Below are 26694 nucleotides of genomic sequence, written 5' to 3'. Positions count from 1 at the left end.
TAAACGCTGCATTATACCGTAGCGTTTAGCTGCGTTACCTTCTCACCTGTACACCGATACGCTGATTAATTTCTTTTGTAAACGATTTATCATGTAGTAATCTCTTTTTAAAATCATTTATCATTTCAGGCAAGCTGGCATTTGTGTTAGGATCCAAATCGTTAAAAAAGACAGCTAGCTCTGTCAAATGCCCTTCCTTATCTGTTGCATACATTGTCAGTGTCAAAACGTAAGCTGTGGAGCCACCTTTTTGCCCAGTATGTTTCAAAAATTGCTGGTTTTCAGGAAGAACCATAAGTGGTTTCTCCATGACCTCGGACAATAACTTTTGCTCAACTTTTGTGAACCCTTGACGGCGGTTCAGCTTACTCATTAAAAAGGCATAATCGGCTGTCGTTGAAGCTATAAAACGATCCGTATTGATACGGTCATAATCCTGGTCATACCAGTTCTTAATATCTGCGTTTCTCTTGTAAGAACCACTCACATCACGGCGCAGCTTGTTATGAATCACACGGGCATATCGGCGAAACTCCGTGCCAGACATCGCCTGGATGGCTTCTTTGGCAGAAATATTATTCTTTGTATTATTCCAATTCTCACCTTGGCTCTCCTTCATACGTTCGTAAGGTATCAGAATAGAGGATACAAAAGGATAAATAGGATCATGATTTTGCAAACCCAAGTTGGCTCTCGTCCGATTGATCGCTTCCAACCCCAGTTTGTCCATTAAATACTCCGCATTGGCGTTGGAACTGAATTGAATCATCCCCTTGGCAACCTCGCGTACAGATACAGTTTCATTCTGTATCCGCCCTTTAGCTTCCATATCCTGTAGCCACGCCGCATGAGCACCACCATCCAAACCCGGCAAATAAAACCTTTCCAGCGAAATCAGCTTCACTCTCTTATCCGGGTTAATCTGACCCACCGCCGCTTGCTTGGCATATTCAATCGCAATGATCGTTTTGACGGTGCTCGCCAAAGGCATCATACGGTTCTCTTCTTGGCCTGCCAGCTTTTTTCCATCTCTCAGAATCGTAATCGAAACCTTTTCTGCATTCGCCTCCACAAAATGAAGTAAACGCGTGGCAGCATCCTGTTCCTTCGTTTCTTCCTTAACGTCAGCTGCAATCGCAGTTGTGGGTCGGACGGTATTCGGGGGATTAGCCACTTGATTCTGCACGAAAGATAGTAATCCTGTTGTCACACCCATAACGATGAGCACTGTAGCCACAATAGTTGCTATTATGATAAGGCACTTTCGTTTCACTATAACCTCCCCCTGTATGCATTTCATACATAGGTTTATTTTCCCATTTTTATATTTCAATTTCTATTTTAAACGAAAACACAGTACAAAAGGTTTCATTACGTGTCATATTTTCAAATAACATAAAAAAGAGAGTCTCCTGTATATAACACAGGCTGACTCTCTTTCATTATTCTTCAACACTTATGCTGGATAGGGTACTTCGGTTCCATTCAAAATGAGGTGCATTCGAATTTCCGCTTTTAAGGAATCGGATACGGCACAATATTTTTCCTTACCCATCTGAATTGCTTTCCATACGCGGTAATCCGGAATATCTCCATCTACGTGGAATGTCAGATCAATCGCTGTAAAGCCTGTCGGCGTTTCTTCCTTGCGCGTACCTTCTGCGTCAATATCAATGCGAGTAATGTCTGACAAGAAACGATCCAAAATCATTGTGATATCGATACCCATACATCCTGCCAGACCTGCCAATAGCAGTTCCATGGGTGTCATTCCTTTACCATCACCGCCATAAGCCGCCGTAGCATCCATCCCTACAGAATAACCGGATGGTCCCTCCGAAGTAAACGCGCGTTTGCCGTGCCAAGTTGTAGATACTTTCATGTTCAAAGGCCTTCTTTCCATTTTAATAATCTATGATTCATCCTCGATCTTATTTTAAAATTCACTGATTTGGCGTAAAAATTTCTGTGTTCTCTCATGCTGGGGAGTATCAAAAAACGCCTGTGGCGCTGCCTCCTCCAAAATGATACCATCTGCCATAAATACGACCTTGTCCGCCACCTCACGAGCAAATTTCATCTCATGGGTAACCACGACCATCGTCATCCCATCTTGAGCCAATTCTCGCATAACACCCAGCACTTCCCCTACCAGCTCGGGATCAAGCGCCGATGTCGGCTCGTCGAACAGCATAATTGCCGGGTCCATCGCCAGCGCACGCGCAATGGCTACCCGTTGCTGCTGTCCACCGGACAGACGTGAAGGATGTACATCCTGCTTGTCCGATAACCCCACCCGCTCCAACAACCGTTGTCCGATGGACATAGCCTTGTCGCGCGGCATTTTTTTTACGGTCAGCAGTCCTTCAATGACATTGCCGATGGCGGTTTTGTGCGGATACAGATTGAATTGCTGGAACACCATCCCCGTCTGTTTGCGAATATCACGAATGGCTGCTTGGCGGACACGAACGGGAGCTGTAGCATCGACCTCAATCCCATTTACCTCAAACTTGCCGGAAGACAGCTCTTCCAGACCGTTCAGGCAGCGCAGCAAGGTACTTTTACCTGAGCCGCTCGGGCCGAGTAATACGACGATTTCACGAGCGGCAACCTGAAAATCAATGCTTTTCAGAACCTCTACCTGTCCGAATCGTTTACCTAATCCGCTTGTTGTTATCATCATCTATCATCTCCACCTTAATAAGCTCGAGCCAGACGCTTTTCCACCCGCTCCAGTATAGCGGAGAATCCAATGCTCATAATCCAGTACATCAGGCCAATTTCGAGCAGAAACGGCATGTAGCGCAAATACTGTGCTTGTAAAAGCTGGGCCTGTCGCATCAATTCACTGACCCCGATCACCGACACCAGCGATGTTTCTTTAAGCATACCCACAAATGTATTCCCCATCGGTGCAATTGCAATGCGTACCGCCTGAGGAAGAATAATACGCCACATCGTTTGACCGGGCGACATTCCCGTCGCATAAGCTGCCTCAGTCTGTCCCTGGGGTACGGCTAAAATAGCTCCACGGAACGTCTCCGACAAGTACGCCCCTGTATTAATACTAAGTGCTAAACAAGCAGCCGTCAGCGATCCGAATGATATTCCATAATCATCCAGTCCATAATAAATGACCGCAATCTGCACCAAAACCGGCGTTCCCCGAATGATCGATACATACATGCGCGCCAGCCATCGAACGGGTCGATTCCCCTTCAACCGGGCCACAGCAACAACCAAACCAATGATTAGGCCAAAAAACATAGAGACAATCGTAATATATAGCGTATAATAAGCACCCTTTAATAAAAAAGGGACGTTCTCCCACATTAATTCAAGCATTGGTTATATTCCCTTCTTTCAGACGAGTGGCCCCATGTCAGCATGAAAGCCAAGACTGGAGCCAGACGCCTCTAACAGGCTTACGTTATTCTTTTGGCTCCTCGCCAAACCATTTTTTGAAAATTGTTTTGTAAGTGCCGTCTTCCTTCATTTCCTTCAAAGCCTTGTTCAAGGCTTCTTTGAGCTCAGGAGTTTTCTGGTTAATGGCTACACCCGCTTGATCCGATTTAATTGGCTCGCCTACGGCTTTAATTTGGAACCCGTTTTTATCGATAATGGGCTTGAGAGCATACAGATTGTTGATTGTTGCGTCAATACGACCAGAGTTTAGATCCTTTAAGGAAGTAATGACATCATCATACGTTTTAATCTCAAAATCGCCTACCTTCGGCAGTACTTCATTCCGCAGATAAGATTCATCATTCGTTCCCAAGCCGACACCAATGGTTTTGCCTTTAAAGTCCTCCAGCTTGGTAATATCATTTGTTTTGCTGTTTACGATAATGTTTACATTGTTTGTGATATAAGGCTCTGTGAAGTCAATAGCCTTCTTACGATCCTCTGTAATCGTCACCTGACTAATCACTGCATCGAATTTTTTCTTTTGCAAACTTGGAACCAGCCCCGAGAATTCTTGTGCCGTGAACTCCGGTTTCACTCCAATCCGCTTCGCCAATTCTTTGGCGATATCCACATCAAATCCGTCCAATTCCTTGTTATCGTTCAAGAAATTGTACGGCGGATAGGTGCCCATCATGCCTACCTTAATCACACCAGCCTTCTTGATTGCTTCGAGCTGGTTACTCGCTGCCCCATTACTGCTACCCGCTCCATTGCTAGTATTAGAAGCTTCTGGCTTAGTACCGCAAGCGCTTAGCACAAGGCTGAACAATGCCACAGCCATGAGTATAGTTACCAAGAACCCTTTTTTACGTGTTTTCATGTATCGTTCTCTCCTGTCTGGATGTAAATGATTGAGTTCATATATGTGATTTGGCTATATTATTTGTTGCCAACTACCCATTCATGCGATGTTGACCCTCTAGCTTTGACCTAGTAGTCCATAAAACTCAAAATTAGCCGCCTCTGCTGCCAATCTTTTAGCAGTTATCTGCGTGATGTGGTCATATGTTCCCTCTGAACCGAATAGCCAGCGTGTAATGACACCTTCGATCATACTCATGAGTAGTGCCGCCCTTAATTCGACATCCAATTCAGCAGGCAACATGTTCAGCTCGATCGCTCTTTCCATATTGCGCCGGAATGCCAGCTCCATCGCGGCCCTTGTCTCTCGGATACTCTGGCGCACCGGTTCATCGACACCACTGCCGATCAGCAGCAAACCCATCAGATAGCGGTTCTCCAATGCAAAATCAAATAACCGAACAAACAGCGCCTCCGATGCCTTAACCATATCAGCCAGCGTTCCCGCATCACGGCGATATCCCTGTCCAATCGCTGACAGTAGTTGTTCACGACCGGTAGCGATAATCTCCAGCGCCAGTGCCTCTTTGCTTTTAAAATGCCAATAAAACGTGCCTTGGGCTACTCCCGCCTCTACCACGATATCTGAAATCTTCGTTTGATGGTAACCCTGCTCGGCGAACCGCTTCAATGCTATGTGAAGAAGCTGTGTTCTGCGGTCTGTTTCTTCTCCCGCGTGCTCGGCAGGTTGGTCATTTGAGACGGTCTCGGACTGCTTCGCCTTCCGTGGCTGCATGGGTTCCCTCCTCCCGATTGATCAGTCAGTCAGTTTTGTATTTTTAATCCTATAGGATAAGTATACTTTTGTCAAAGAAAAAAGTGTCAGAAGAAAATAAAGTTTTGCTGCTCCAAGCGGCTTTTAAATTTTAAAAACCGACAGATCCCATAAAATAAGTATTAGACTGGCGCCAACAAAAAAGACAGCGGCAGTCTCAGACTACCGCTGTTTTATTAAACTAACGTTTCTCGTTAGCGTAATGGGTTCTGTCATTAGCCTCAACCGCTTACTTGTTTGCTCAGACTCCTGGCAACAGCTGGGGCATGATGCTTTTGCCATAATCCAAGACGTACTTATTAATCTCTGAGACAAGTTTTGTGTCCTTAGTTTTGTAGTGCACCTTGTTAATTACGAAGTAACCTGTACTAGAATATTGCTCATCACTCGAAAACATCAACGTAAAACGATAAAACAAAAAAGCCGCTAAAATAGCGACTTCAAATGGGACTATGCTCTTGTCCCCCGACAGTTAATCCAGATACAAAATCTCAATCTCGCCCGGAGCGAAGGATTGCTCTGCGTAATTCCCCCCCCAATCACAAAGCGATCTCAAAATGGGTTCAAGTGATTGACCCAGTTCCGTCGTTGAATATTCCACCTTAGGCGGTACCTGATTGTACATCTTTCTGCGAATTAATCCGTCTGTTTCCAGTTCCCGAAGAGTTTGAATCAGCATCTTTTGCGATATATTATGAACGAGTCGCTTAAGCTCTCCCGTCCGTTTAGGTCCTTTTATTAAATAGTACAGAACAAGCCCCTTCCACTTTCCTCCGATAACCTCTAGTGTAACTTCCAGTTCACAGAAAAATGTTTTCATATCAATACACCATCTCCCGATCTAAGAATATCCCCTTCATGTATCGCTTGATCCTTCAAGGATCACTGAAGGAAAAATTGAACGTTACATGGAGGGGATAATACAATCGCCTTTAAGTTGATTTAAAAATCTTTGTCGTTTGAAAATTACTATGTCCTGGTTAAACTTGAGCTACTCCGCCATCTACGAATAATTCAACGCCGTTCATATAGCTGCTTTCATTAGAGGCTAGGAACATGACAGCATTGGAGATCTCTTCAACCTGCCCCACTCTGCCGAGCGGAATATCATTTTTTGCCTGTTCCAGTAAATGATCTAGTTCAGAGCCAAATAACTCATCGTACGCCGGCGTTACGATTGTTCCCGGACTAAGGATGTTTATACGAATTTCGGTCCCTCTCATATCAAGAATCCAGCTGCGGACGAGCTGTCTGATCGCTGCCTTGGATGCACCATAGATACTAAACGCTGGCATCCCCGTCGAGCCAGCAGTGGATCCCGTTAGAATAATCGAACCTCTTTTATTTGGAAACAAAGCTAATGCCTTTTGTACTGTAAAGATGGTTCCTTTCACGTTGACATCGAAAGTCTTGTAGTATTGTGCTTCTGTAATGTCTCCTAATGGAAGCAATGACCCTAGTCCGGCATTTGCAAAGAGAATGTCCAAGTGTCCCTTTTCTCGCTTAACTGTTTCGAATAATATATCTAGATCTTCCGATTTAGATATGTCACCTCGGACACCTGTAACATTCTTTCCGATCTGCTTTACTGCTTCATCCAGTTCACGTTGTCTGCGTCCCGTGATAAAAACGTAAGCCCCTTCTTTTACGAACTGTTGTGCCGACGCGAGACCGATGCCGCTTGTACCTCCGGTTACAACTGCTACCTTCCCGTCAAATTTCCCCATTCTATTACACTCCTTTTATAATGATTTATATGGTATAGGATGCTCTGTCTGCTTCATGAACCTCCTATGAACGATAGTATGGGGGAAAAGTTACAAGAAAAACAGTACCCACTTTTTTGTGATATAGTCACCAAAAAGTGATAATTGAGGCGGCACAAGCGTTTGTTTTTACAGCCTAACAGATGGAAGTGAGCTCCATTAAGTTTGAGATTGTATATGTGCTTTTAATTTCTGCCGGACTTATTTGTCCGGTTCTGTTGACCCAACAGGTGTCAATGCCCGACTGAAGACCACCATCTGAAATATGACTTATGACGTAATTGAAAAATTCTCCCTTCGGTTTTTGATAACCAATGCTTTGCGAATCAAAGATATCCTCGAAAAACTTATATAGCCCAGACTGCTTCAAGCGTTTGATTTGCGTGTGAGTGATACCATTCGTGATTACGAACATTCGATGGGTCTTTGATAAGCGATGACAGACATCCATTGCGCCTTCCATAAGCAATTGGTTTCCATCTCCCAACAATTCTCTATACAAACCTTCCCATTCCAAGCCGACCACGATTTCCCTCATTCTCAACATTGTAAAAGAGGGCTCCATTAATTACTCACCACATGATACCACGTATTTGAACTATCCTGCCCGTTAGCTTAAACAAGTACCGGCAGTCTAATGTGGTGTAGTGCTTATGAAAAGTAAATAAGCCCATAACCGTATTTGGAAGCAAATTAATTTTCCAATTTATAAGGGTATGGGCTCTCTTTGATCCTAAATAAGGCAGTGTAGGTTCTTATCACTTATAAAACACCATCGTCTGCTAATATACATTAGCATGTTGCTCTTATATGGTAAAAGCAATTTGTTGAGCTTTCGTACCCGTCGTTCAATGCCAATCCCATTCCGAGTAAAGGTGATTATTAGGCTCTGTTAGAGCCTCGCGAACGTGATGTAATCGACTTGGGCAGGCTCTGCCGATTCGATCCGAAGCGACCGGTTGATCTGTCCCCGGTGATATTGCCCATGTAAGAGGACCTGCGACAGGATGTCCCGGACGGACGTTCGGAACGGAACCCCACTCTGGTTCGCATAGTCGATCATCTCGTCCAACTCGGATTCCTCGAGCCCTTCGATATAGACGCGATATTGCTCGGCGTTTTCTTCGAATATCGTCCGGATCGCCGTCAGGTCTTCTGCTTCCTCCCACAACGAATATTGCGCGCTGCCCTTGCCCTGCAATCGGGACAGCCAGACTCGTTCCGCGACCGCGACGTGCCGAACCAGCTTCAGAAGGTCCTTGTTCTTCGTCTCACTCTCCTCGAGCGCGTCCAAGATGCGTCCGTCCGCCCAGTACAGGTGGTCCATCATGCACTTGATCGTCTTCATTTCGGTTTCCCCCTCTTCGTCTCATCGATTACTTGAACCTAGTATTAACCGTTAGTTTAATCATGTGAATGAACTAAAACAACCTTTTTGGGGTGAATTCCTTGTTGCTGTAATATAAGCACTAAGAAAACGCTTTATTTTCTCAGTCTACAACTTAATTTCCTTTGAACAAGAAAAGAACCTCCACAGAGGTTCTCTTTATCCTTTATATCGCTGCTACAGCAAGGCTTTTGCCGCAATGTCCGTACGGTTTTGTTTACCTTCAAAGGTAATACGATCCGCCTGTTCGTAAGCTTTGTTCCGTGCCCCGGCAATATCACGTCCCAAGCCGACCACACCTAATACACGTCCGCCGTTCGTTACCCACTCGCCCTGTTCGTTGATGCCCGTTCCAGCATGGAACACGATAGCTTCGTCTACCTGTTCCAATCCGTGGATAGGTACACCTTTAGCGTAAGCTCCAGGATAACCTCCAGATGCCAGCACCACACATACCGCCGCTTCATCCTTCCACTCGATCTCCACCTGATCCAGCGTGCCATTTATAGCAGCAAGAAAAATATCGAGCAGATCGGATTTTAAACGAGGCAGAACCACTTGAGTTTCAGGATCACCGAAACGTGCATTAAACTCAATGGTCTTTGGCTTGCCATCCGGCGAAATCATCAATCCGGCAAATAATACACCTCGGAATGGACGCCCTTCAGCAACCATGGCCTTGGCCGTCGGCTTAATAATCGTCTCAATAGCTTCCTCAATAATAGAATTGGCTATGTGAGGCAACGGAGAATACGTACCCATGCCACCTGTATTCGGCCCTTTGTCACCATCAAAAATGGGCTTGTGGTCTTGGGCCGCGGCCATCGGACGAACCGTTTCACCGTCGACAAAGGAGAGAATCGACATTTCCTGACCAGCCAGAAACTCCTCGATCACGACCTGTGCCCCGGCTTCACCAAACACCTTGGTCACCATAATGTCAGAGAGGGCCTTTTCCGCTTCCTCCATTGAGTAAGCGACCGTTACCCCTTTGCCTGCCGCGAGTCCGTCTGCCTTAATGACAACCGGAATCGGTTGTTCCTTCAAGTATGCATGTGCTTCCTCGTAAGTATAAAACTTGCGATAGGTTGCTGTCGGAATATGATATTTATGAAGCAAATCCTTCATGAAGATTTTGCTACCTTCAATTTCCGCTGCATTTTTACGCGGTCCGAATACTGGAATGCCTTTCGCTTCAAAAGCATCCACAATACCATCTGCCAGCGGATCATCGGGACCAACCACGACAAGTCCTACCTTTTTGGATTCCGCCAGTTCTGTCAGCGCGTCAAAGTCACTCACCGGAATCGGCACGCACTCCGCTAATTGTCCGATACCAGCATTGCCTGGTGCGCAATAGATTTGCCCGGCCTTGGGGCTTTTCTTCAGCGCCCACACAATTGCATGTTCGCGGCCGCCCCCTCCGATAACCAAAATATCCATTCAGGTGTTTCCTCCCGCTCCCATTAAGATTGTTCAGGTGAAAATGCTGCTGCATCCTCAACTCATACAAGTTAGTGCTTGAAATGACGTACGCCTGTAAAGACCATGGCAATGCCGTATTCGTTAGCAACCTTGATGGATTCTTCGTCTTTGATGGAGCCGCCCGGCTGAATAACTGCTGTGATGCCTGCTTTAGCTGCCAACTCCAACGTATCGCCCATCGGGAAAAATGCATCGGATGCCAGTACGGCACCTTTTGCTTTGTCACCGGCCTGCTCGATAGCAATCTTGGCCGCACCGACACGGTTCATTTGTCCTGCGCCTACGCCAATGGTCATATTATCTGCCGCCAGTACGATGGCGTTGGATTTCACATGCTTAACCACTTTCCAGCTAAACAAAAGCTGTTTCATTTCTTCCTCGGATGGTGCCCGCTCCGTTACAACTGTAAGTGCATCCGAGTCTACAGCGTGAATGTCATTTTGCTGAACGACCATGCCACCTTCAATAGAAGTCACAACGAAACGGCTCTCCGGCTGTTCAGACGGGGACATCTCACCCATATCAAGCAAACGGATATTTTTCTTTTTGGTTAAAATTTCCATCGCTTCTTTCGTAAAGCCCGGTGCCAGTACAATTTCCAAAAAGATTTCGCTCAGTTTTTTGGCTGTATCACCGTCAATAATTCGGTTAGCCGCTACAATGCCGCCAAAAATGGAGGTTGGATCAGCCGCATACGCCTTGCTGTACGCTTCATAAATACTACCGCCGATTCCCACGCCGCAAGGGTTCATATGCTTCACCGCCACCACTGCTGGTTCGCTGAATTCCTTGACGATTTGCAGTGCCGCGTTAGCATCGTTGATGTTATTGTAGGATAGCTCCTTACCGTGAAGCTGCTTGGCTGTTGTCAGTGTACCTTTCGCTGCCAACGGCTGACGATAAAAAGCCGCTTGCTGGTGTGGATTTTCTCCATAACGCAAATCCTGAATTTTTTCATAGGTTACAGTGTACCGCTCAGGCAATGGCTCGCCTGTTACATTCGACAAATAATCGGAAATCAAAGCGTCGTATGACGCCGTATGACGGAAAACTTTTGCGGCCAAACGCTTACGGGTATTCAGTTCCGTATCGCCATCCTTACGAATTTCCTCCAACACTGTGCTATAGTCATCAGCATCGACTACCACACTGACAAAAGCATGATTTTTTGCCGCAGAACGAAGCATCGTTGGACCGCCGATGTCGATATTTTCAATCGCGTCCTCATAAGTTACACCGGGTTTGGCGATCGTTTCCGCAAAAGGATACAGATTCACAACGACCAGATCAATATAACCCAATCCAAGTTCTTTCATCTGACGCTGATGCTCTTCATTATCCCGAACAGCCAGCAAGCCGCTGTGTACTGCAGGGTGGAGTGTTTTAACACGTCCATCCATAATTTCAGGAAAACCCGTTACCTCTGAAATGCCGATGACGGGAATGCCCTCCTTCGACAACAAGCTGCTCGTTCCCCCTGTCGAAACGATCTCCACACCCAATTTGGACAACTCGCGGCAAAATTCCACGATCCCTCGCTTATCCGATACGCTGACGAGCGCTCTTTTAATACTCACCCTGTCTCCTCCTTTAGCTCTTTCAGAATTTTGCAAAATTCTCTTTTATCATTTTATTTCCCGAGAAATATCGGAAAATGCCTGTACAGCATCCTTGATATGACAAATTACAATCATTCTTAGAGAAGTGAAATCACTTTGCGACCATTTAATTGGATTTTACCTTGGGCCAATTTGCCAACTACCTCTGGATATAGCTGACGTTCCACGGATTGAATGGCTGCGGATAAGGATTCCGCTGTATCATGGTCGTCAACTTCCACGACACGCTGGGCAATAATGGCTCCCGTGTCCATGCCCCCGTCCACAAAATGAACGGTGACGCCACTTACCTTGACCCCATAGGTCAATGCCTGTCCAACAGCATCTTTCCCTGGAAATGCCGGAAGTAGTGACGGATGAATATTAATAATTTTTCCTGCGTAGGCATCGACCATGACGCTGGATAGCAAACGCATGTAGCCAGCTAACACGATGAGATCAATCGATTTCTGCTCCAGTAAAGCCACCAATTCACGCTCATAGTCTTCTCGAGAAGGATATTCCTTGGGTCGAAAAGTATGGCACGCAATTCCAGCTTTCTGTGCTCTAGCTACGGCAGGAGCCGCAGGCTTGTCACAGATGAGCAATTCTACCGAGGCGCCGCCCAGTTCTCCTCGCGCAGCCGCATCCACCAATGACTGAAAATTCGTCCCTTCGCCTGATGCAAAAACAGCAATCCGGTACTCGTTCATTACACCTCTGCTCCCGTAAAGGTCACGATAGAACTGCCTTCCGTTACTTTTCCGATCACATATGCGGCTTCGCCCTGTTCCTTCAAAACTTCCAGTGCAGCCTGTGCATGCTCTTCGCCTACAACGATTACCATCCCAATTCCCATATTAAAGGTTGTGAACATGTCTTTGTTGGAGATTGCACCTTTTTCCTGCATGAGCTGGAAGATTGGCAAAATCGGCCAAGTGCCGTATTCTATATCCACATTGACGTGATCCGGTAACACTCTAGGGATATTTTCAATAAAACCGCCACCTGTGATATGCGCCATACCTTTTACTTTTACCTTGTCCAGCAATGCCAAAACGGATTTCACGTAAATTTTCGTCGGCTCCAGCAGTACATCGCCCAGTTTGCCGTTCAAGCCTTCGATTTCATCATGCAAATCATAACCCTGCTGTTCCAATAACAGCTTGCGCACCAGTGAGAAGCCGTTACTGTGAACTCCACTGGAGGCCAGACCGATCACTGTATCTCCGGGAGCAATGGAGCTACCGTTGATAATTTTGCTTTTATCTACAATCCCTACCGTGAATCCGGCAATATCATATTCACCCTCGCTATACATCCCTGGCATTTCTGCGGTTTCACCGCCGACCAGCGCACAGCCCGATTGATGGCATCCCTCTGCTATTCCAGCGACTATAGCTTCAATTTTCTCGGGCACAACCTTGTCACAAGCGAGGTAATCCAGAAAAAAGAGTGGCTCCGCTCCCCCGACGACAATGTCGTTTACACACATCGCAACCGCGTCAATACCAATGGTGTCATGACGATCCATTGCGAAAGCAAGCTTCAGCTTCGTGCCGACACCATCGGTACCGGAAACGAGTACAGGCTCCTCGTACTTATCCTTATTCAGGCCGAACAATGCACCAAATCCGCCCAAGTCCGTCAGCACTTCGGGACGGAAGGTACGTTTAACGTGCTTTTTCATCCGTTCTACTGCTTCATTACCGGCAGCGATATCTACCCCTGCGTTTTTGTATGCTTCGGACATTCATGAACACTCCTTCAAATGATTGACCCTCCTAAGTCCTCCCTAATAGGGAGGATTCCATGGGGCTGCTCCCCCTGGACCCCTCAAGAATCGGTCAGATGTGTAGGGTTGGGTGCTGCTTGGTGGTTGGTTCGTGCTGTGAGTCGCGTGTTGTCCTTTGTGAATTGCGGGTCATTCCCGCAATTCACAAAGACACGCTTTGGTGCGTGGCCGCCTTCACGGCGGCGGGCACGTCCCGGGCTGTTTGCTTCGCAAAGGCGGGGACGTGCCAGGCAAAGAAGTGAACGGTGCCTACGAGTGGCTCACTTCTTTGCCCTTTGAGGCAGGCAGCTTCGCCTTGCCTGCTGTTGAGCTTCGCTTCGCTGGCTCAACCTTATAAGAGCAGGGTGACTTTTTGTGAGTCACCGCTCCGTTAAAAACTCATGGCATGAAATAGTTATGCCATGAGTTTTTAACGACCTTACCTATCCTCTTCCCGGTGGGAACCAAAGAGGTACAGGCACTGCTGCAAAATGCTGCACACCTGAGAAACGCAGTGGGTGGAAGAATTCTGGAGAAGCGAAGCGTTCGCCTTTGCCGCTGGATTCCAACCCTCTAAGGGGTTATTCCAATTCGGGAATCAGCGGCAACAGCGATCGGAAGAACCTTCCACACGCGGAGTGGCCCCCTCAGAACCGCTTCACCTGCACCATGCGCCACCTGTATCTCTTTTGTTCCCGTTTCTCAACAACTACATCCGAACTTTTCTTCACCTTTGAAATCCACCTGAGTTGGGTAATCATTATCGAAACAAGCTAGGCACAAACCGCCTTTGTAATCTTGTTCGTTATATCCACCTACAGCGGCAATCAAACCCTCGGCGCTCATAAAGTAAAGCGAATCGGCGTTAATTTCCTCACGAATTTCCTCGACGGTTTTGGATGAAGCAATCAGCTCCCGGCGATCCGGCGTGTCAATACCGTAGAAGCACGGGTTTTTGAAAGGCGGCGAGGTAATACGTACATGTACCTCCAACGCTCCCGCATCACGCAGCATATTCACGATTCGACGGGATGTAGTGCCCCGGACGATAGAGTCGTCGATCATAATGACCCGTTTACCTTCAACAACACGGCGTACAGCGCTCAGCTTCATTTTCACACCCTGCTCGCGTAACTCCTGACTCGGCTGAATGAAGGTACGTCCAGTGTATTTATTTTTAATCATGCCCAGCTCATAAGGAATACCTGTCTGCTCTGCATAACCAATCGCAGCCGATATGCTGGAATCCGGCACTCCTGTCACCAGATCCGCATCGACAAAAGCTTCCAACGCCATCTGGCTACCCATTCTTTTGCGTGCAGCATGAAGATTAGAACCATTCAAGTCACTGTCAGGACGAGCAAAATAAATATACTCCATCGCACATAACGCTTTACGGTGCTTATCTTCCGTGTACCGATCTTCATGCAAGCCGTTTTTATCCAGCACTAGCAGTTCACCCGGCTCGATATCGCGCAGCAGTTCTGCACCAATCGTTTCCAGGGCACAAGACTCGGATGCGAACAGATAAGCATCTCCCAGTCTGCCCATCGTGATTGGACGCAGACCATTGGGGTCGGAAGCCACGAGCAGCTTGTCGTTGGTCATAATAAGGAAAGCAAATCCGCCGACAATCCGCTTCAATGCATCTTTCGCGGCCTCCACTAAATCCTTGGATGATCGTGCGATCAAATGCGCCACTACTTCTGTATCGCTGGTCGTTTGAAAAATAGACCCGCCCTGCTCCAGCTCATGTCGAATTTGCAAAGCATTCACAATATTCCCGTTCGTAGCTACCGCTAGGTCGCCATCACGATACTTGAACACCAAAGGCTGTGCATTCGTTAGCTTACTGTCTCCACTTGTCGAGTAGCGCACATGTCCTATGGCAATATCGCCTGTCAGCGAAGCCATCAAATCTTTATTGAATACTTCTTTTACAAGCCCCATTCCACGATGATAATGGAACTCGTCGCCACTGCTCACACAGATGCCTGCACTTTCCTCCCCGCGATGCTGGAGTGCATGCAATCCGTAATATGCTAGGGAAGCGGCATCGGAGTGCCTATACACTCCAAACACGCCGCATTCCTCTTTTAATTTATCAAACAGCCCCTCTTTACCAGAGCCTTCATTATAATAATCTCCAGTCCACAACGTCCGTGCTGTTATTTCATCAGACATGGAATGACATCCTCCCAGATTTGCTTCAAACTGGCGACTGCCTCGTTCAAAGCGGGTTGTCCGTTCACCTCAACTGTCAATTGTGATCCTTCAACTTTTCCTAATACAGTAACTGGCACTTCCAAACCACGCAGATGTGCTTCCAGAGCAGACGCTTTATCCGGCGATGCAGATAACAAAATACGGGATTGGCTTTCGCTAAACAAAGCATGGTCAGGACGCAAAGTCGTTTCTACGTTGACCTGTGCTCCCAATCCGCCGCTAATCCCAGATTCCGCAAGCGCTACAGCCAATCCGCCCTCTGCCAAATCATGCGCAGATTGTACCAATCCGCCCTGAATCGCTCCCAGTACCGCAGTCAGCAGTTTTTTCTCTACGTTCAAATCTAGCTCAGGCGGGCGTCCCTCGGATACACCGTGTACGACAGCTTGGAACTCGCTGCCTCCCAGCTCGGCCTTCGTTTCCCCCACCAAGAAAATCACATCACCCTCGGCTTTGAAGCCTTGTGTTGTTATATGATCCGTATCATGTACCAAACCTACCATACCGACAACAGGCGTCGGATAGATGGAGCCTTTGGTATTTTCGTTGTACAAGCTGACATTCCCCCCGATAACAGGTGTATCCAGTACACGGCAAGCTTCAGCCATACCATCTACGGCTTTTTCCATTTGCCAGAAAATATCCGGCTTTTCAGGGTTACCGAAGTTCAGGTTATCTGTAATCGCCAACGGCTCGCCGCCAGAACATACAATGTTACGCGCTGCTTCACTGACTGCAATCCGTCCGCCTACCTCTGGGTCAAGGTATACATAACGTCCGTTACAATCTGTCGTCATGGCAAGTCCCTTACGAGTTCCGCGCACAGTCACTACAGCTGCATCCGATCCCGGACGAACGGCTGTACTCGTACGAACCATGTAGTCATATTGCTCGTATACCCATTTCTTACTAGCTACACTTGGTGAAGACAGCACCTTTTTCAGCGCACCGTTCAAATCCGTCACTTCTGCATAACGAAGTGTGTCAATGGCAGCATTTTGCTCATAATAAGCGGGGACTTCGGAAGGCTTGTCATAAATCGGGCATTCATCAACCAGCGCCGTCACTGGCATATCTCCGACCACTTCATTGTGATGGAACAAACGCAAACGACCGTCATCCGTCACTTTACCGACCTTGGCACAAATAACGCCCCAGCGCTCGAAAATTTCCAGTGCCTGTGCTTCATCCTTAGGCTCTACTACGAACAGCATCCGTTCTTGTGATTCGGACAGCATCATTTCATAAGGTGTCATGCCCTCTTCACGCTGCGGTACCTGATCCAGATACAGTTCCAGACCGTTGCCAGCCTTACTCGCCATCTCCGCGCTGGAGCAGGTAAGTCCCGCGGCACCCATATCCTGAATACCCAGCACAATACCGCTGTCGATCAGTTCCAGACATGATTCCATAACCAGCTTCTCCATAAAAGGATCGCCTACTTGAACCGCAGTCCGGTTCGCTTCAGATTCTTCTGTCAGCTCAACCGATGCGAATGTCGCTCCGTGAATCCCATCACGACCTGTCGGTGGGCCCACATAGAACACCGGGTTACCGACCCCTTTAGCAACACCTCGCTGGATTTTATCATGGTCAATCAGTCCGACACACATTGCATTAACGAGTGGGTTGCCTTCGTAGCTTTCATCAAATACAACCTCGCCACCTACAGTCGGAATACCGATACAGTTCCCGTAGCCCGCAATACCAGATACTACATGCTCGAACAAATATTTCACACGGTCGCTCTCCAGCTTGCCAAAACGCAGAGAGTTCAACACCGCAACAGGCCTTGCGCCCATGGAGAAAATATCACGGATGATACCGCCTACCCCAGTCGCTGCTCCTTGAAAAGGCTCCACAGCCGACGGATGGTTGTGGCTTTCGATTTTAAATACAACCGCTTGGTTATCACCGATATCTACAATGCCTGCGCCCTCACCGGGTCCCATCAGCACTCGTGGACCACTCGTTGGAAAACGACGCAATAACGGCTTGGAGTTTTTGTAAGCACAATGCTCTGACCACATGACACTGAATACACCAATCTCCGTATAATTCGGCTGACGTCCCATGAATTCACAGATCAACGCATATTCGCTATCCGACACACCCATCTGCTGGTACAGTTTATGCTCGGCAACCTGCTCTGCCGTTGGTTCCTTAGCGGACACTTGCTGTGCCATGTCGATCCCTCCATGCGTTCAAAATAGATGTAAACATACGTTTGCCGTCATCCGTTCCGAGCAATGCGTCCACCGCGCGTTCAGGGTGAGGCATCATGCCCAGCACGTTTCCTTGTTCATTACAAATCCCTGCGATATCCGTCATGGAACCGTTTGGATTATCTTTATACGTAAATACGATCTGGTTATTCGCCTGCAAGCGAGCCAGCGTCTCATCATCACAGTAATAGTTGCCTTCGCCGTGTGCGATCGGAATGACGATCTTTTCACCAGCAGCGTAATCTTTAGTAAAAGGTGTTTGGTTATTCGTAACCTGCAACACCGTATCCCGGCATAGGAATTTCATCGACAGATTACGGCGTAAAGCCCCTGGCAACAGACCGGCTTCGGTCAGAATTTGGAAACCGTTGCAAATCCCCAAAATATATTTGCCCTCGGCAGCCGCTTTGGCTACTTCCTTCATCACCGGTGCAAACCGGGAAATCGCACCGCAGCGTAGATAATCCCCGTAAGAGAAGCCGCCAGGAACAAGAATACAATCATAAGACGACAGATCCGTCGCAGTATGCCATACATAATCGACAGGTTCACCGACCGTGTCCTCTATCGCCTTATAGCAGTCAATATCACAGTTGGATCCTGGAAAAACCAGAACTGCAAATTTCATGGAATTAGCCCTCCAGTTCGTAGCGGTAGTCTTCAATGACCGTGTTGGCCAATAGCTTTTCACACATCTCGATGACGCGCTTTTCAGCACTCTCGCGGTCTGTTGTATCCAGATTCAGTTCCATATACTTGCCAATTCTGACGCTGTCCACTTCTCCGAAACCCATAGAATGCAGTGCGCCTTGCACCGCAACCCCTTGCGGGTCCAAAACGCTTTGCTTAATCGTGACATAGACTGTTGCTTTCATCATGTTCCTTCAGTTCCTCCTCCGAATGAGTGAATCCTATTGGTTGAATTATGATTACTATTTACTGTGCCGTCAGACGCCGCCAAATATCCGTATATCTTGCAGTTGTTTCTTTTACGACATCAGCCGGCAACGGATCAGGCTTGCTATTCTTGTCCCAACCGGATGATGCCAAATAACTTCGTACCGGCTCCTTGTCCATGCTGTCAATCTCAACATCCAGCTCATACTTTTCCTGTGCCCAGAATCGGGATGAGTCCGGAGTGAAAATTTCGTCAATCAAAATAACCTTCCCGTTAACAAGACCAAACTCAAACTTGCAATCGGCTAAAATAATCCCCCGCTTCTCGCAGAAAGCACGTGCAAATTCGTACAACGCCAAACTCTTTTCCTCAAGCTCACCTGTTAGTTCAACCCCGACCAGTTCTTTCATTTGGTGAAGGGAAATGTCCTCGTCGTGTCCAACATCATTTTTTGCAGCTGGTGTAAATAAAGGCTTGGGAAAGCGTTCATTTTTACGCAGCCCCTCTGGCAATGGAATGCCGTTCACCTCACCGTTCTGCTCATACTGACGCCACCCGCCTCCGGTAATATATCCGCGCACCACACACTCAATGTCGATGCGTTCAGCCTTCAGCGTGACCATGATCCGGTCCTTCAGCAACTCTTTATTCTGTTCGTCGATCACATGCCCGAGCTTGTTCACATCAGTGTGCACGACATGGTTTTCCAACAAGTCTTTCGTCTGCTCAAACCAGAAAGCGCTGAGCTTATTCAGCACATTCCCCTTTTCGGGCACGGGTGGCTCTAACACATAATCAAAAGCCGAAATTCGGTCTGTCACCACAATCAGAAAATGCTCTCCGAGATCATACAGTTCACGCACCTTGCCTTTATACAAGAGCGGCGCATGGATCAGACCTTCGGCAGTAGACAATGACATTTCATTACACCTCTTTCATAGAAGTTGCCCCTCCTAAATCAACCTTTGCCCCTCCTAAATCCTCCCCTCAGGGAGAACCCCCAGGGCTGCTGCCCTCGGGACTCCCGCAAGGGTTGGCGTAGTGAGCAGGGGATAGCGGGTTACTGGAGCTGGGGTGGTGTGAGCGCGTTCCGCTGGATTAAGGCTTGTTGACACAAGCTGTCATCCAGCAACGCTTTTACGTCGGTACAAAATAGCGTTTTTACGCGTATGCCGCCGCAATACCATTCGGCCCGTGGCCGTAGCACGGCATGCCGTGCAGCGAGCATTGGGCTTTGCCCTGTTGTGCGCATGTGCTACGCTGCACACGGATACGGTGGCTCAAGGCTTCGCTTCTTGAGCCTGCGCGTTCTCGTGAGGGCAGCGGGCTGTTTGCTGCGCAAATTCGGCAGCCCTCACGAGAACGTGGCCTGCGATAGAAAGCAGTGGAACACGCTTTTCCATCGCCTTTGGGAAGGTGCGGCATCTTATGTGCCGCACCTTCCCTAGTTCTGCTCCCACACGAAGGTTGGTGCTGGGTGCAGCGGAGCGGACGGAATCGTTCTGGAGAAGCGTCAGCGCTTGCCTTTGCCTCTGGATTCCAACCAATATCTGGTCTTATACAATCACAGGAATCCAGGGGCAACAGCAATCGGAGGAATGATCCGTTCGCGCAGCGGCCTCACCACGCAGCAACCTTCCCTCCTACTCCCCTAATCCCAGCTTTTTGAAGATCGTATCCACGTTCTTCAGATGCCAGGCTGGGTTGAACGCATCCTCGATTTCGTCTGCGCTGAGCACGGCAGTAATTTCCGGAGTTGCCTCGACGATTTCGCGGAATTGGCGTTGCTCTTCCCACGCCTGCATAGCACGCGGCTGCACGGTATCGTAGGCTTTTTCACGACTAAAGCCTTTGTCGATCAACTTCGTCATAATACGGCCGGAGAATGGTACACCATACGTACGTGCCATATTGCGCTTCATATTTTCAGGGAAGACCGTCAGATTTTTTACGATATTGCCAAAACGGTTCAGCATGTAGTTCAACAGCATTGTTGCATCTGGCAGGATAATACGTTCCACAGAAGAATGCGAGATGTCGCGTTCATGCCACAGGGTTACGTTCTCATACGCCGATACCATATGCCCACGAATCACGCGTGCCAGGCCAGAGATGTTTTCACTGCCGATCGGATTGCGTTTATGCGGCATCGCAGAAGAACCTTTTTGACCTTTGGCAAAAGCTTCTTCCACCTCACGGAACTCACTCTTTTGCAGAGCACGGACTTCTGTAGCAAATTTGTCCAACGATGTGGCGATCAACGCTAATGTTGCCATGTATTCGGCATGACGGTCGCGCTGAAGCGTCTGTGTAGAAATTGGTGCAGGCTTGGTGCCCAGCTTGCGGCATACAAATTCTTCTACGGCCGGGTCAATGTTGGCATATGTCCCAACTGCACCGGACATTTTACCGTATTGTACTTGGTCAGCCGCAAAACGAAAGCGTTCCAGATTGCGCTTCATTTCCTCGTACCACAATCCCATCTTCAGTCCAAACGTTGTTGGCTCAGCATGTACTCCGTGTGTACGTCCCATCATCGGTGTGTGCTTGTAAGCCAATGCCTTTTCCTTCAAAATTTCAATAAAATTCAAGATATCGCGCTCCAGGATTTCATTCGCCTGCTTTAACAGGTAGCCCAGTGCCGTATCAACTACGTCTGTGGAGGTCAAGCCATAATGTACCCATTTGCGCTCGTCTCCAAGACTTTCGGACACCGTGCGGGTAAAAGCAATGACATCATGTCTTGTCTCCTGCTCAATTTCATAGATCCGTTCAATATCAAAACTTGCATTCTTACGCAGAGCCACAGTATCCTCTTTTGGGATAACCCCTAATTCCGCCCAAGCTTCACAGGCACACAGCTCTACTTCCAGCCACGCTTTAAATTTATTTTCTTCCGTCCAAATCGCTCTCATTTCCGGTCTGCTATAGCGTTCGATCATGACTATTTATTCCCCCAAATATTGGTTTGTTCAATCCATTCCAGCGCTTGTTCCGCATCCTGGCACAATAGATTAATATGTCCCATCTTTCGGCCTGGCTTGGCTTCACTTTTTCCATACAAATGCAGCTTGGGTACAACATCCAATCTTTCAGCTTCAACATCCGATTGCGCAAACCGCCGAACCACATCCTCCAAATGCTCACCTAGCACATTGACCATCACGACGGAAGTCAGCAGCTTCGTGCTGCCCAAGGGTAAACCGCAAATCGCACGTATGTGCTGCTCGAATTGCGACGTCGCGCACCCCTCCATCGTGTAATGACCGGAGTTATGCGGTCGTGGTGCTAACTCATTAACGTACAATTGTCCGTCTTCGGTGACAAACATCTCCACAGCGAGCAGTCCCACCGCACCCAGCGACTCTGCCACAGCCAGCGCCAACTTGCGTGCTTCCTCCTGGACAGGCTCTGGCACACGTGCAGGCACAATTGACGTGTGCAAAATATTGTTCACGTGAATGTTTTCGGCAGGTGGAAAGGCTTTGGCTTCACCGTTCGTGCTGCGAGCTACAATCACCGAGATTTCGCAGCGAAAACGAATGAACTGTTCCAATACCAGTTCCGCACCGCCTCCTGTCAGTTGTTCGTAGGCAGCCCTGGCTTGCTCTGGTTGGCGAATGACCACTTGTCCCTTTCCATCATAACCACCGACTGCTGTCTTGAGCACACACGGTACACCCAGTTCAGCTACCGCTTGAACCATATCCGCAAGACTACTGATTTCACGATACGGAGCGACAGGGACACCAGCAGCTTCAATAGAACGCTTTTCTCTCAGACGATGCTGTGTTGTGTACAAAAGACTGCTGCCTTGCGGCACACTGGATTCCTTTTCCAAAAGTGCAGCCACACCTGCGTCCACATTTTCAAACTCATACGTGATCACATCGCACCGCTCAGCCAGCTCTCTGGCCGCATGCTCATCATCATAGGCAGCGCGGATTTGTTCAGATACCTGCCCACAGGGGCTATACGGTACAGGGTCCAGTGTCACAAAGCGATATCCTAGATTGGTTCCGGCCAGTACAAGCATTCTTCCTAATTGCCCGCCTCCTAAAAGTCCAATCGTTGTACCAGGAGGTCGGATACGGCCTGCGGGTTCACTTGCCCCATTCATAGCGAGTCACTGCCTTCCAGCACCTCATCACGAATACGGTCGCGTCTCGCCAAAACCCGCTGGCTTATCTTTTCGTCAAAAGCGCCTAATATTTGTGCTGCCAGCAGCCCTGCATTTGTAGCGCCTGCCTTACCAATTGCCACAGTGGCAACCGGAATACCACCCGGCATCTGCACAATGGAGAGCAGGGAGTCCAGACCGTTCAGAGCCTTCGACTGAACAGGCACACCAATGACCGGCAATGCTGTCTTCGCAGCCACCATTCCTGGCAGATGCGCAGCCCCACCCGCTCCAGCAATAATGACCTTTAGTCCACGCCCAGCGGCCTCTTCTGCAAAACGAAACATTAAATCCGGTGTACGATGGGCTGAAACTACTTTTTTCTCATATCCGATTTCAAGCTCGTCCAGCACAGCACATGCATGCTGCATGGTGTCCCAGTCTGATGTGCTGCCCATAATGACAGCGACCTGCACTGACATGTCCTTCACTCCCTGTTTATCAATAAGCGCCAAAAATCCGGCACTCGAAAATAAAGTTATTTTCAAGACACCGGACTACGAAAAAACAAACGACAGAGCCTCTTAAAGGCATGCAAAAGCAAGCCTCTTCCACCGCATCCAATGCGGCTTCAGCCGTATGTCTCCCGTAGTCCGGAAATTTAAGGTTTCCAGGTAGAAACTTCCGGGCCATATCCCCGGCATTATACGAGTTAGCATTGTGCCTATTCCATCCCAATCGATATTCTTTACAAGTATGATCGTGGTTTGTTTCGGCTCAAACATGTGTACCTTATTAAATTGCACCTTAAGTTCATTTTTTATCGATAATACACTTCCTAGTTTAACAATTCCCTACACCTTATGTCAACTTGAAAACGAACATTAGAATAATCATACAATAGAATGTTCGTGTTTAGTGAAATCAGTACCCTTATATACCCACAGGTCAGGACTATTGTATTATATTTAGCTATCGCTCCCCTCCCCTGATAACAGCGACCGCAACGCATCCCACTGAAAAAAATAAAAGTCGGCACTCCCTATACAGGCAGTAAACCGACTTTTACTTTTTTATTCAGTTATTTTACGACCAGCACAGGAATACGCGCATGCTGCACCACATTGTGACTTACGCTTCCCAATACAAATTCACGGATACCACCTAAACCTCGGCTGCCGATCACAATCGCATCGAAGCCATTCTCATTGGCATAATCCAAAATGACTTCGGCTGGAGAACCTTGAATCAGTTCCACCTTGGCATCTACACCCTGCTCAGCAAGTCGTTTTTTAACTTCATCCGTAGTTTGTTCGGCCAAATCGTAATATTCTTTATTTATTGAAGCCGGAATTGGAGCCAAACCTTCGCCCATAAAGATCCGAGGAAAATCGAATGCCGTTACCACCTCAAGCTTCGAGGACGGTGATGCCTTGACCAATTCAGCCGCCTTTAACAAAGCCTTGTTGGATGCATCCGAACCATCATAAGCAAGCAATACTTTTGAAAATATCATAATATGCACCTCTTCCTCATTCAGTTTATTGATTCAAAGCCTGAAATATGTATTCCTGTGGTTGTTCATTCCATGTCACCGGATGGCTGGAATAGTCTTCTCACTCATCATTAAACTTCCCTATGAGAACCTAAACTCCTCCCCTTTACCGTAAAAAATACCCATACAGCAATGCGTTCATGAATAGCAACGCAGGAATACCTAGTCTGAAGCTCATATGCCGTGTTTTATGGCGTTTACGGTACATGGCAATTAGAACGCCTAATGCTCCCCCGATCAGGGCCAGGAAAAACAACGTCCGTTCAGGTACACGATCGCGATGTTTACGTGCTCTCTTTTTATCCTCCGACATTACCAGATAGCCTACTGCATTGATAAACAGCAGCCATACCAACAAGCCTGTCTGCAATGTCTCTCCTCCTTTTGCACACCGTACCAAGTTCAGGTATTAGGCCTTATATAGCGCTCTCCCCCTCATTATAACCCCACCCCTTTTACAGAAACAACGCCTCTTCTGACTTGGATAGCGCTTTTGCGGAAATAGTAAGGTTGCATAAGGGCGATCCCCGAGTGCATCTATTTCGTCTTAAAGGAGGAACTGCGATGGAAAGCACCCATGAATACGTTGAAAAGCTGCGAGAAAATGCAAAAAAGGCAGAACGCAACCGTAAACGAGGAAAAGGAACTCCCAGCGCCAGCTTGCCGACAAAACAGCATTCCAACAATCCTTGATCAACGAATCTGCATTAAGCTGTATAGCCGCGTTATTAACCTAAAGTATCAACTTAACCCTGCAGCCTTTTATGCGAATTGATTACAGGGTAAAATCTGTTGTTTAGCTTCCACAATAACAGCAAGCAGACTCCTTATGAGATATCTGCTTGTTGTTTTGTTTTGCAAACTTTTTTGAAATCGATTACATTTATAATAAATAAGTTCTAAAGTCATATTTCCTAACATAAGTGTTGACTAAAAGCAATTTTACACCCTATAATTCGTGATATTAACGTAATTCGACAAAATATTTGTCAGTTAATCTATCATTTATATTTGAGGTTTAAGATTGGAGAGGAGCTTTATATGACTAACATGAAAAAAATGACGATGATTCCCCTGTTGGCTAGCTTTATTCTCGGTAGTACTTTATGGAGTGGTGGATTTACCGCCAACGCTGCGGCTGCGGCAGCAGCTACAACCAGCACAACTGCACCTGCTTCTACCACTACAACGTCGGACAAATCCGAAAATCCTCAAACCAATCATTTACCCAATATTAAAATACTTGCCACAGGAGGGACCATCGCAGGATCATCTTCCGTCAATACGGATACAACCGGCTACAAAGCAGGCGCGTTGGGTGTGGAAACTCTGATCAATGCCGTTCCTGAGATGAAAAGTATTGCAAATGTCAGTGGTGAGCAAGTTGTTAATGTAGGTAGTCCCGACGTTAATAATGAGATCCTCCTAAAACTTGCCAAACGCACCAATGAACTGCTTGCCAGAGACGATGTAGATGGCATTGTCATTACACATGGTACAGATACATTAGAAGAAACAGCTTATTTCCTCAATCTTGTTATCAAAAGCGATAAGCCAGTAGTTGTCGTTGGCTCTATGCGTCCAGCTACTGCCATCAGTGCTGATGGTCCCTTCAACCTTTATAATGCAGTGAAAGTCGCCGGGGCTTCGGCCTCTAAAGGTCAGGGTGTACTCGTCCTGTTGAACGACCGTATCGGTGCAGCAAGATACATCACCAAAACGAACACAACAGCAGTCGATACGTTCAAGTCTGTGGAGCAAGGATACCTTGGAGCTGTTGTGGGCGATCAAGTGTACTACTACAACAAATCCACACACAAGCATACGACTTCTTCTGTATTCGACATCTCTAACCTGACTGAACTGCCACAAGTAGATATTTTATACGAATATCAAAACAATGGTCGCTATCTGTATGATGCAGCCGTAGCAGCTGGTGCCAAGGGAATTGTCGTAGCTGGTTCCGGTAATGGCTCCTTGTCCAAGACCTCCTCAGAAGGCGCAGAGGCCGCAGGTAAAAAAGGAGTGATCATTGCCCGCTCCAGCCGCGTGGGAAGTGGAGTGGTGTCCCCGTCAACAAAAGACGCGGCATCGAACTTTGTATCGACCGATTCGCTTAATCCGCAAAAAGCACGGATTTTGCTCATGCTTGCTTTGACCCAAACACACGATGTTAACCAAATTCAATCCTTTTTCAATGAATACTAAAAGTAGTCATCCAAATCAAATAAATCAACATTCTATTATGAAAAAGAAGCAGCGATTACGGTTGACCACCGTAACTGCTGCTTCTTTTTTTTTGCGAGACTGGTCTAGCATCAGTAACTACTTCATCTGATATCCAATCGTCTTGGTTCTATACAGTAATTCGTTGTCCCTCCCACGCAACATCAAGACTGCTGTTTGGGAATCCCATTCAAGCTTGGAGGATATTTCGCTTGCTTCTCTGGATGAGCAGCAATTTCCTCCTCCAGTATGCTTGATTTATTTTGCTGATTATTGATTTTAAGCGGCTTATGTTTGGGCATAAATACTCACCTCCTCGGCTTACCA

At 47.5% G+C, this 26694-nt stretch carries 28 protein-coding genes and 1 riboswitch; of the genes, 3 read left to right on the top strand and 25 right to left on the bottom strand.

Features of this window, described 5'->3' with window-relative positions:
- Positions 1-34: 34 nt before the first annotated feature.
- The 14 genes from MKY98_RS04370 to purM form a co-directional block, all read right to left on the bottom strand.
- Positions 35-1273 carry a serine hydrolase gene (locus tag MKY98_RS04370; RefSeq protein WP_069012863.1) on the bottom strand — a complete coding sequence of 413 codons (1239 nt, stop codon included), beginning with the start codon at positions 1271-1273 and terminating at the stop codon, positions 35-37.
- Positions 1274-1456: 183 nt separating this feature from the next.
- Positions 1457-1882 carry an OsmC family protein gene (locus tag MKY98_RS04365; protein WP_029517152.1) on the bottom strand — a complete coding sequence of 142 codons (426 nt, stop codon included), beginning with the start codon at positions 1880-1882 and terminating at the stop codon, positions 1457-1459.
- Positions 1883-1936: 54 nt separating this feature from the next.
- A complete protein-coding gene (locus MKY98_RS04360) occupies positions 1937-2686 on the bottom strand; it encodes an amino acid ABC transporter ATP-binding protein (RefSeq protein WP_081317625.1) in 750 nt (249 codons plus the stop codon).
- A 14-nt stretch (positions 2687-2700) separates the two neighbouring features.
- Complete coding sequence (locus tag MKY98_RS04355; protein ID WP_029517154.1) at positions 2701-3348, bottom strand: amino acid ABC transporter permease; 648 nt, start codon at positions 3346-3348, stop codon at positions 2701-2703.
- Positions 3349-3433: 85 nt separating this feature from the next.
- On the bottom strand, positions 3434-4291 hold the full coding sequence (locus MKY98_RS04350; protein WP_069012862.1) for a substrate-binding periplasmic protein: 858 nt from the start codon (positions 4289-4291) through the stop codon (positions 3434-3436).
- Between the two features lie 99 nt (positions 4292-4390).
- Entirely contained in the window at positions 4391-5068 is a 678-nt protein-coding gene (locus MKY98_RS04345) for a TetR/AcrR family transcriptional regulator (protein ID WP_061832076.1), read from the bottom strand.
- A 511-nt stretch (positions 5069-5579) separates the two neighbouring features.
- Complete coding sequence (locus tag MKY98_RS04340) at positions 5580-5927, bottom strand: winged helix-turn-helix transcriptional regulator (protein ID WP_019685981.1); 348 nt, start codon at positions 5925-5927, stop codon at positions 5580-5582.
- Positions 5928-6087: 160 nt separating this feature from the next.
- Positions 6088-6834, bottom strand: coding sequence for an SDR family NAD(P)-dependent oxidoreductase (locus MKY98_RS04335; protein ID WP_069012861.1), 747 nt, complete (start codon positions 6832-6834; stop codon positions 6088-6090).
- A gap of 175 nt (positions 6835-7009) precedes the next feature.
- Positions 7010-7420 (bottom strand): HAD family hydrolase, encoded by a 411-nt coding sequence (locus MKY98_RS04330; protein WP_245231537.1) that lies wholly within the window; start codon positions 7418-7420, stop codon positions 7010-7012.
- 345 nt (positions 7421-7765) lie between these two features.
- The gene (locus MKY98_RS04325; RefSeq protein ID WP_069010461.1) at positions 7766-8221 is read right to left on the bottom strand and encodes a DinB family protein; all 456 of its coding nucleotides are present in this window, start codon (positions 8219-8221) and stop codon (positions 7766-7768) included.
- A gap of 216 nt (positions 8222-8437) precedes the next feature.
- Positions 8438-9703: a phosphoribosylamine--glycine ligase gene (purD, locus tag MKY98_RS04320; protein WP_069012411.1), complete on the bottom strand. Its 1266-nt coding sequence runs from the start codon at positions 9701-9703 to the stop codon at positions 8438-8440.
- A gap of 71 nt (positions 9704-9774) precedes the next feature.
- Positions 9775-11322 (bottom strand): bifunctional phosphoribosylaminoimidazolecarboxamide formyltransferase/IMP cyclohydrolase, encoded by a 1548-nt coding sequence (gene purH / locus MKY98_RS04315; protein ID WP_069012412.1) that lies wholly within the window; start codon positions 11320-11322, stop codon positions 9775-9777.
- A 119-nt stretch (positions 11323-11441) separates the two neighbouring features.
- On the bottom strand, positions 11442-12056 hold the full coding sequence (gene purN / locus MKY98_RS04310; protein ID WP_069012413.1) for a phosphoribosylglycinamide formyltransferase: 615 nt from the start codon (positions 12054-12056) through the stop codon (positions 11442-11444).
- Positions 12056-13096, bottom strand: coding sequence for a phosphoribosylformylglycinamidine cyclo-ligase (purM, locus tag MKY98_RS04305; RefSeq protein ID WP_069012414.1), 1041 nt, complete (start codon positions 13094-13096; stop codon positions 12056-12058). Before purM ends, purN begins: the two co-directional genes overlap by 1 nt.
- Positions 13097-13298: 202 nt before the next feature.
- On the opposite strand from purM, the gene MKY98_RS04300 reads away from it, so the two are divergent.
- Complete coding sequence (locus MKY98_RS04300) at positions 13299-13475, top strand: hypothetical protein (protein WP_176715755.1); 177 nt, start codon at positions 13299-13301, stop codon at positions 13473-13475.
- Positions 13476-13819: 344 nt separating this feature from the next.
- On the opposite strand, the gene purF is transcribed toward MKY98_RS04300, so the two are convergent.
- The 10 genes from purF to MKY98_RS04250 all read right to left on the bottom strand — a co-directional run bounded on the left by purF (position 13820) and on the right by MKY98_RS04250 (position 24511).
- The gene (gene purF, locus MKY98_RS04295) at positions 13820-15301 is read right to left on the bottom strand and encodes an amidophosphoribosyltransferase (RefSeq protein ID WP_208332447.1); all 1482 of its coding nucleotides are present in this window, start codon (positions 15299-15301) and stop codon (positions 13820-13822) included.
- Positions 15286-17529: a phosphoribosylformylglycinamidine synthase subunit PurL gene (gene purL / locus MKY98_RS04290; protein ID WP_069012415.1), complete on the bottom strand. Its 2244-nt coding sequence runs from the start codon at positions 17527-17529 to the stop codon at positions 15286-15288. The genes purF and purL overlap by 16 nt, the downstream gene beginning before the upstream one ends.
- On the bottom strand, positions 17507-18196 hold the full coding sequence (purQ, locus tag MKY98_RS04285) for a phosphoribosylformylglycinamidine synthase subunit PurQ (RefSeq protein WP_069012416.1): 690 nt from the start codon (positions 18194-18196) through the stop codon (positions 17507-17509). Before purQ ends, purL begins: the two co-directional genes overlap by 23 nt.
- Positions 18197-18200: 4 nt before the next feature.
- Positions 18201-18446: a phosphoribosylformylglycinamidine synthase subunit PurS gene (purS, locus tag MKY98_RS04280; RefSeq protein ID WP_007428837.1), complete on the bottom strand. Its 246-nt coding sequence runs from the start codon at positions 18444-18446 to the stop codon at positions 18201-18203.
- Between the two features lie 58 nt (positions 18447-18504).
- Positions 18505-19386 (bottom strand): phosphoribosylaminoimidazolesuccinocarboxamide synthase, encoded by an 882-nt coding sequence (locus MKY98_RS04275; protein ID WP_069012417.1) that lies wholly within the window; start codon positions 19384-19386, stop codon positions 18505-18507.
- A gap of 723 nt (positions 19387-20109) precedes the next feature.
- The gene (purB, locus tag MKY98_RS04270) at positions 20110-21408 is read right to left on the bottom strand and encodes an adenylosuccinate lyase (protein WP_013308794.1); all 1299 of its coding nucleotides are present in this window, start codon (positions 21406-21408) and stop codon (positions 20110-20112) included.
- 2 nt (positions 21409-21410) lie between these two features.
- Positions 21411-22586: a 5-(carboxyamino)imidazole ribonucleotide synthase gene (gene purK / locus MKY98_RS04265; protein ID WP_069012418.1), complete on the bottom strand. Its 1176-nt coding sequence runs from the start codon at positions 22584-22586 to the stop codon at positions 21411-21413.
- Positions 22583-23068 (bottom strand): 5-(carboxyamino)imidazole ribonucleotide mutase, encoded by a 486-nt coding sequence (purE, locus tag MKY98_RS04260; protein WP_013308792.1) that lies wholly within the window; start codon positions 23066-23068, stop codon positions 22583-22585. The genes purK and purE overlap by 4 nt, the downstream gene beginning before the upstream one ends.
- A 147-nt stretch (positions 23069-23215) precedes the next feature.
- Positions 23216-23317: riboswitch (purine riboswitch) on the bottom strand.
- Between the two features lie 350 nt (positions 23318-23667).
- The gene (locus MKY98_RS04255; protein ID WP_061832065.1) at positions 23668-24102 is read right to left on the bottom strand and encodes a universal stress protein; all 435 of its coding nucleotides are present in this window, start codon (positions 24100-24102) and stop codon (positions 23668-23670) included.
- Between the two features lie 145 nt (positions 24103-24247).
- On the bottom strand, positions 24248-24511 hold the full coding sequence (locus tag MKY98_RS04250) for a DUF1294 domain-containing protein (protein WP_025719814.1): 264 nt from the start codon (positions 24509-24511) through the stop codon (positions 24248-24250).
- A gap of 194 nt (positions 24512-24705) precedes the next feature.
- Between MKY98_RS04250 and MKY98_RS04245 the strand changes: the two genes are divergently transcribed.
- Positions 24706-24834, top strand: a complete 129-nt coding sequence (locus MKY98_RS04245) for a DUF4023 family protein (protein ID WP_081112528.1) — start codon at positions 24706-24708, stop codon at positions 24832-24834.
- Between the two features lie 348 nt (positions 24835-25182).
- Positions 25183-26349, top strand: a complete 1167-nt coding sequence (locus tag MKY98_RS04240; protein ID WP_069012419.1) for a type II asparaginase — start codon at positions 25183-25185, stop codon at positions 26347-26349.
- Positions 26350-26531: 182 nt separating this feature from the next.
- Here the strand turns inward: MKY98_RS04240 and MKY98_RS04235 are convergent, their stop codons facing one another.
- Positions 26532-26669, bottom strand: coding sequence for a hypothetical protein (locus MKY98_RS04235; RefSeq protein ID WP_016819760.1), 138 nt, complete (start codon positions 26667-26669; stop codon positions 26532-26534).
- Positions 26670-26694: the final 25 nt, after the last annotated feature.

The organism is Paenibacillus sp. FSL M8-0228, assembly GCF_038007385.1.
In the GTDB taxonomy this organism is placed as follows: domain Bacteria; phylum Bacillota; class Bacilli; order Paenibacillales; family Paenibacillaceae; genus Paenibacillus; species Paenibacillus polymyxa_D.
This window is presented reverse-complemented; position numbering and strand designations above follow the sequence as displayed.

Bases quoted from the DNA above. Each gene is read 5' to 3' on its own strand.
- MKY98_RS04255 (WP_061832065.1), bottom strand. From the start codon at position 24,102: ATGATATTTTCAAAAGTATTGCTTGCTTATGATGGTTCGGATGCATCC.
- purL (WP_069012415.1), bottom strand. From the start codon at position 17,529: ATGGCACAGCAAGTGTCCGCTAAGGAACCAACGGCAGAGCAGGTTGCC.
- purF (WP_208332447.1), bottom strand. From the start codon at position 15,301: ATGTCTGATGAAATAACAGCACGGACGTTGTGGACTGGAGATTATTAT.
- MKY98_RS04245 (WP_081112528.1), top strand. From the start codon at position 24,706: ATGGAAAGCACCCATGAATACGTTGAAAAGCTGCGAGAAAATGCAAAA.
- purQ (WP_069012416.1), bottom strand. From the start codon at position 18,196: ATGAAATTTGCAGTTCTGGTTTTTCCAGGATCCAACTGTGATATTGAC.
- MKY98_RS04355 (WP_029517154.1), bottom strand. From the start codon at position 3,348: ATGCTTGAATTAATGTGGGAGAACGTCCCTTTTTTATTAAAGGGTGCT.
- MKY98_RS04330 (WP_245231537.1), bottom strand. From the start codon at position 7,420: ATGTTGAGAATGAGGGAAATCGTGGTCGGCTTGGAATGGGAAGGTTTG.
- purB (WP_013308794.1), bottom strand. From the start codon at position 21,408: ATGATCGAACGCTATAGCAGACCGGAAATGAGAGCGATTTGGACGGAA.
- purD (WP_069012411.1), bottom strand. From the start codon at position 9,703: ATGGATATTTTGGTTATCGGAGGGGGCGGCCGCGAACATGCAATTGTG.
- MKY98_RS04240 (WP_069012419.1), top strand. From the start codon at position 25,183: ATGACTAACATGAAAAAAATGACGATGATTCCCCTGTTGGCTAGCTTT.
- MKY98_RS04275 (WP_069012417.1), bottom strand. From the start codon at position 19,386: ATGTCATTGTCTACTGCCGAAGGTCTGATCCATGCGCCGCTCTTGTAT.
- purE (WP_013308792.1), bottom strand. From the start codon at position 23,068: ATGTCAGTGCAGGTCGCTGTCATTATGGGCAGCACATCAGACTGGGAC.
- purK (WP_069012418.1), bottom strand. From the start codon at position 22,586: ATGAATGGGGCAAGTGAACCCGCAGGCCGTATCCGACCTCCTGGTACA.
- MKY98_RS04350 (WP_069012862.1), bottom strand. From the start codon at position 4,291: ATGAAAACACGTAAAAAAGGGTTCTTGGTAACTATACTCATGGCTGTG.
- MKY98_RS04360 (WP_081317625.1), bottom strand. From the start codon at position 2,686: ATGATGATAACAACAAGCGGATTAGGTAAACGATTCGGACAGGTAGAG.
- MKY98_RS04345 (WP_061832076.1), bottom strand. From the start codon at position 5,068: ATGCAGCCACGGAAGGCGAAGCAGTCCGAGACCGTCTCAAATGACCAA.
- MKY98_RS04235 (WP_016819760.1), bottom strand. From the start codon at position 26,669: ATGCCCAAACATAAGCCGCTTAAAATCAATAATCAGCAAAATAAATCA.
- purM (WP_069012414.1), bottom strand. From the start codon at position 13,096: ATGTCCGAAGCATACAAAAACGCAGGGGTAGATATCGCTGCCGGTAAT.
- purS (WP_007428837.1), bottom strand. From the start codon at position 18,446: ATGATGAAAGCAACAGTCTATGTCACGATTAAGCAAAGCGTTTTGGAC.
- MKY98_RS04335 (WP_069012861.1), bottom strand. From the start codon at position 6,834: ATGGGGAAATTTGACGGGAAGGTAGCAGTTGTAACCGGAGGTACAAGC.
- MKY98_RS04365 (WP_029517152.1), bottom strand. From the start codon at position 1,882: ATGAAAGTATCTACAACTTGGCACGGCAAACGCGCGTTTACTTCGGAG.
- MKY98_RS04340 (WP_019685981.1), bottom strand. From the start codon at position 5,927: ATGAAAACATTTTTCTGTGAACTGGAAGTTACACTAGAGGTTATCGGA.
- purN (WP_069012413.1), bottom strand. From the start codon at position 12,056: ATGAACGAGTACCGGATTGCTGTTTTTGCATCAGGCGAAGGGACGAAT.
- MKY98_RS04325 (WP_069010461.1), bottom strand. From the start codon at position 8,221: ATGAAGACGATCAAGTGCATGATGGACCACCTGTACTGGGCGGACGGA.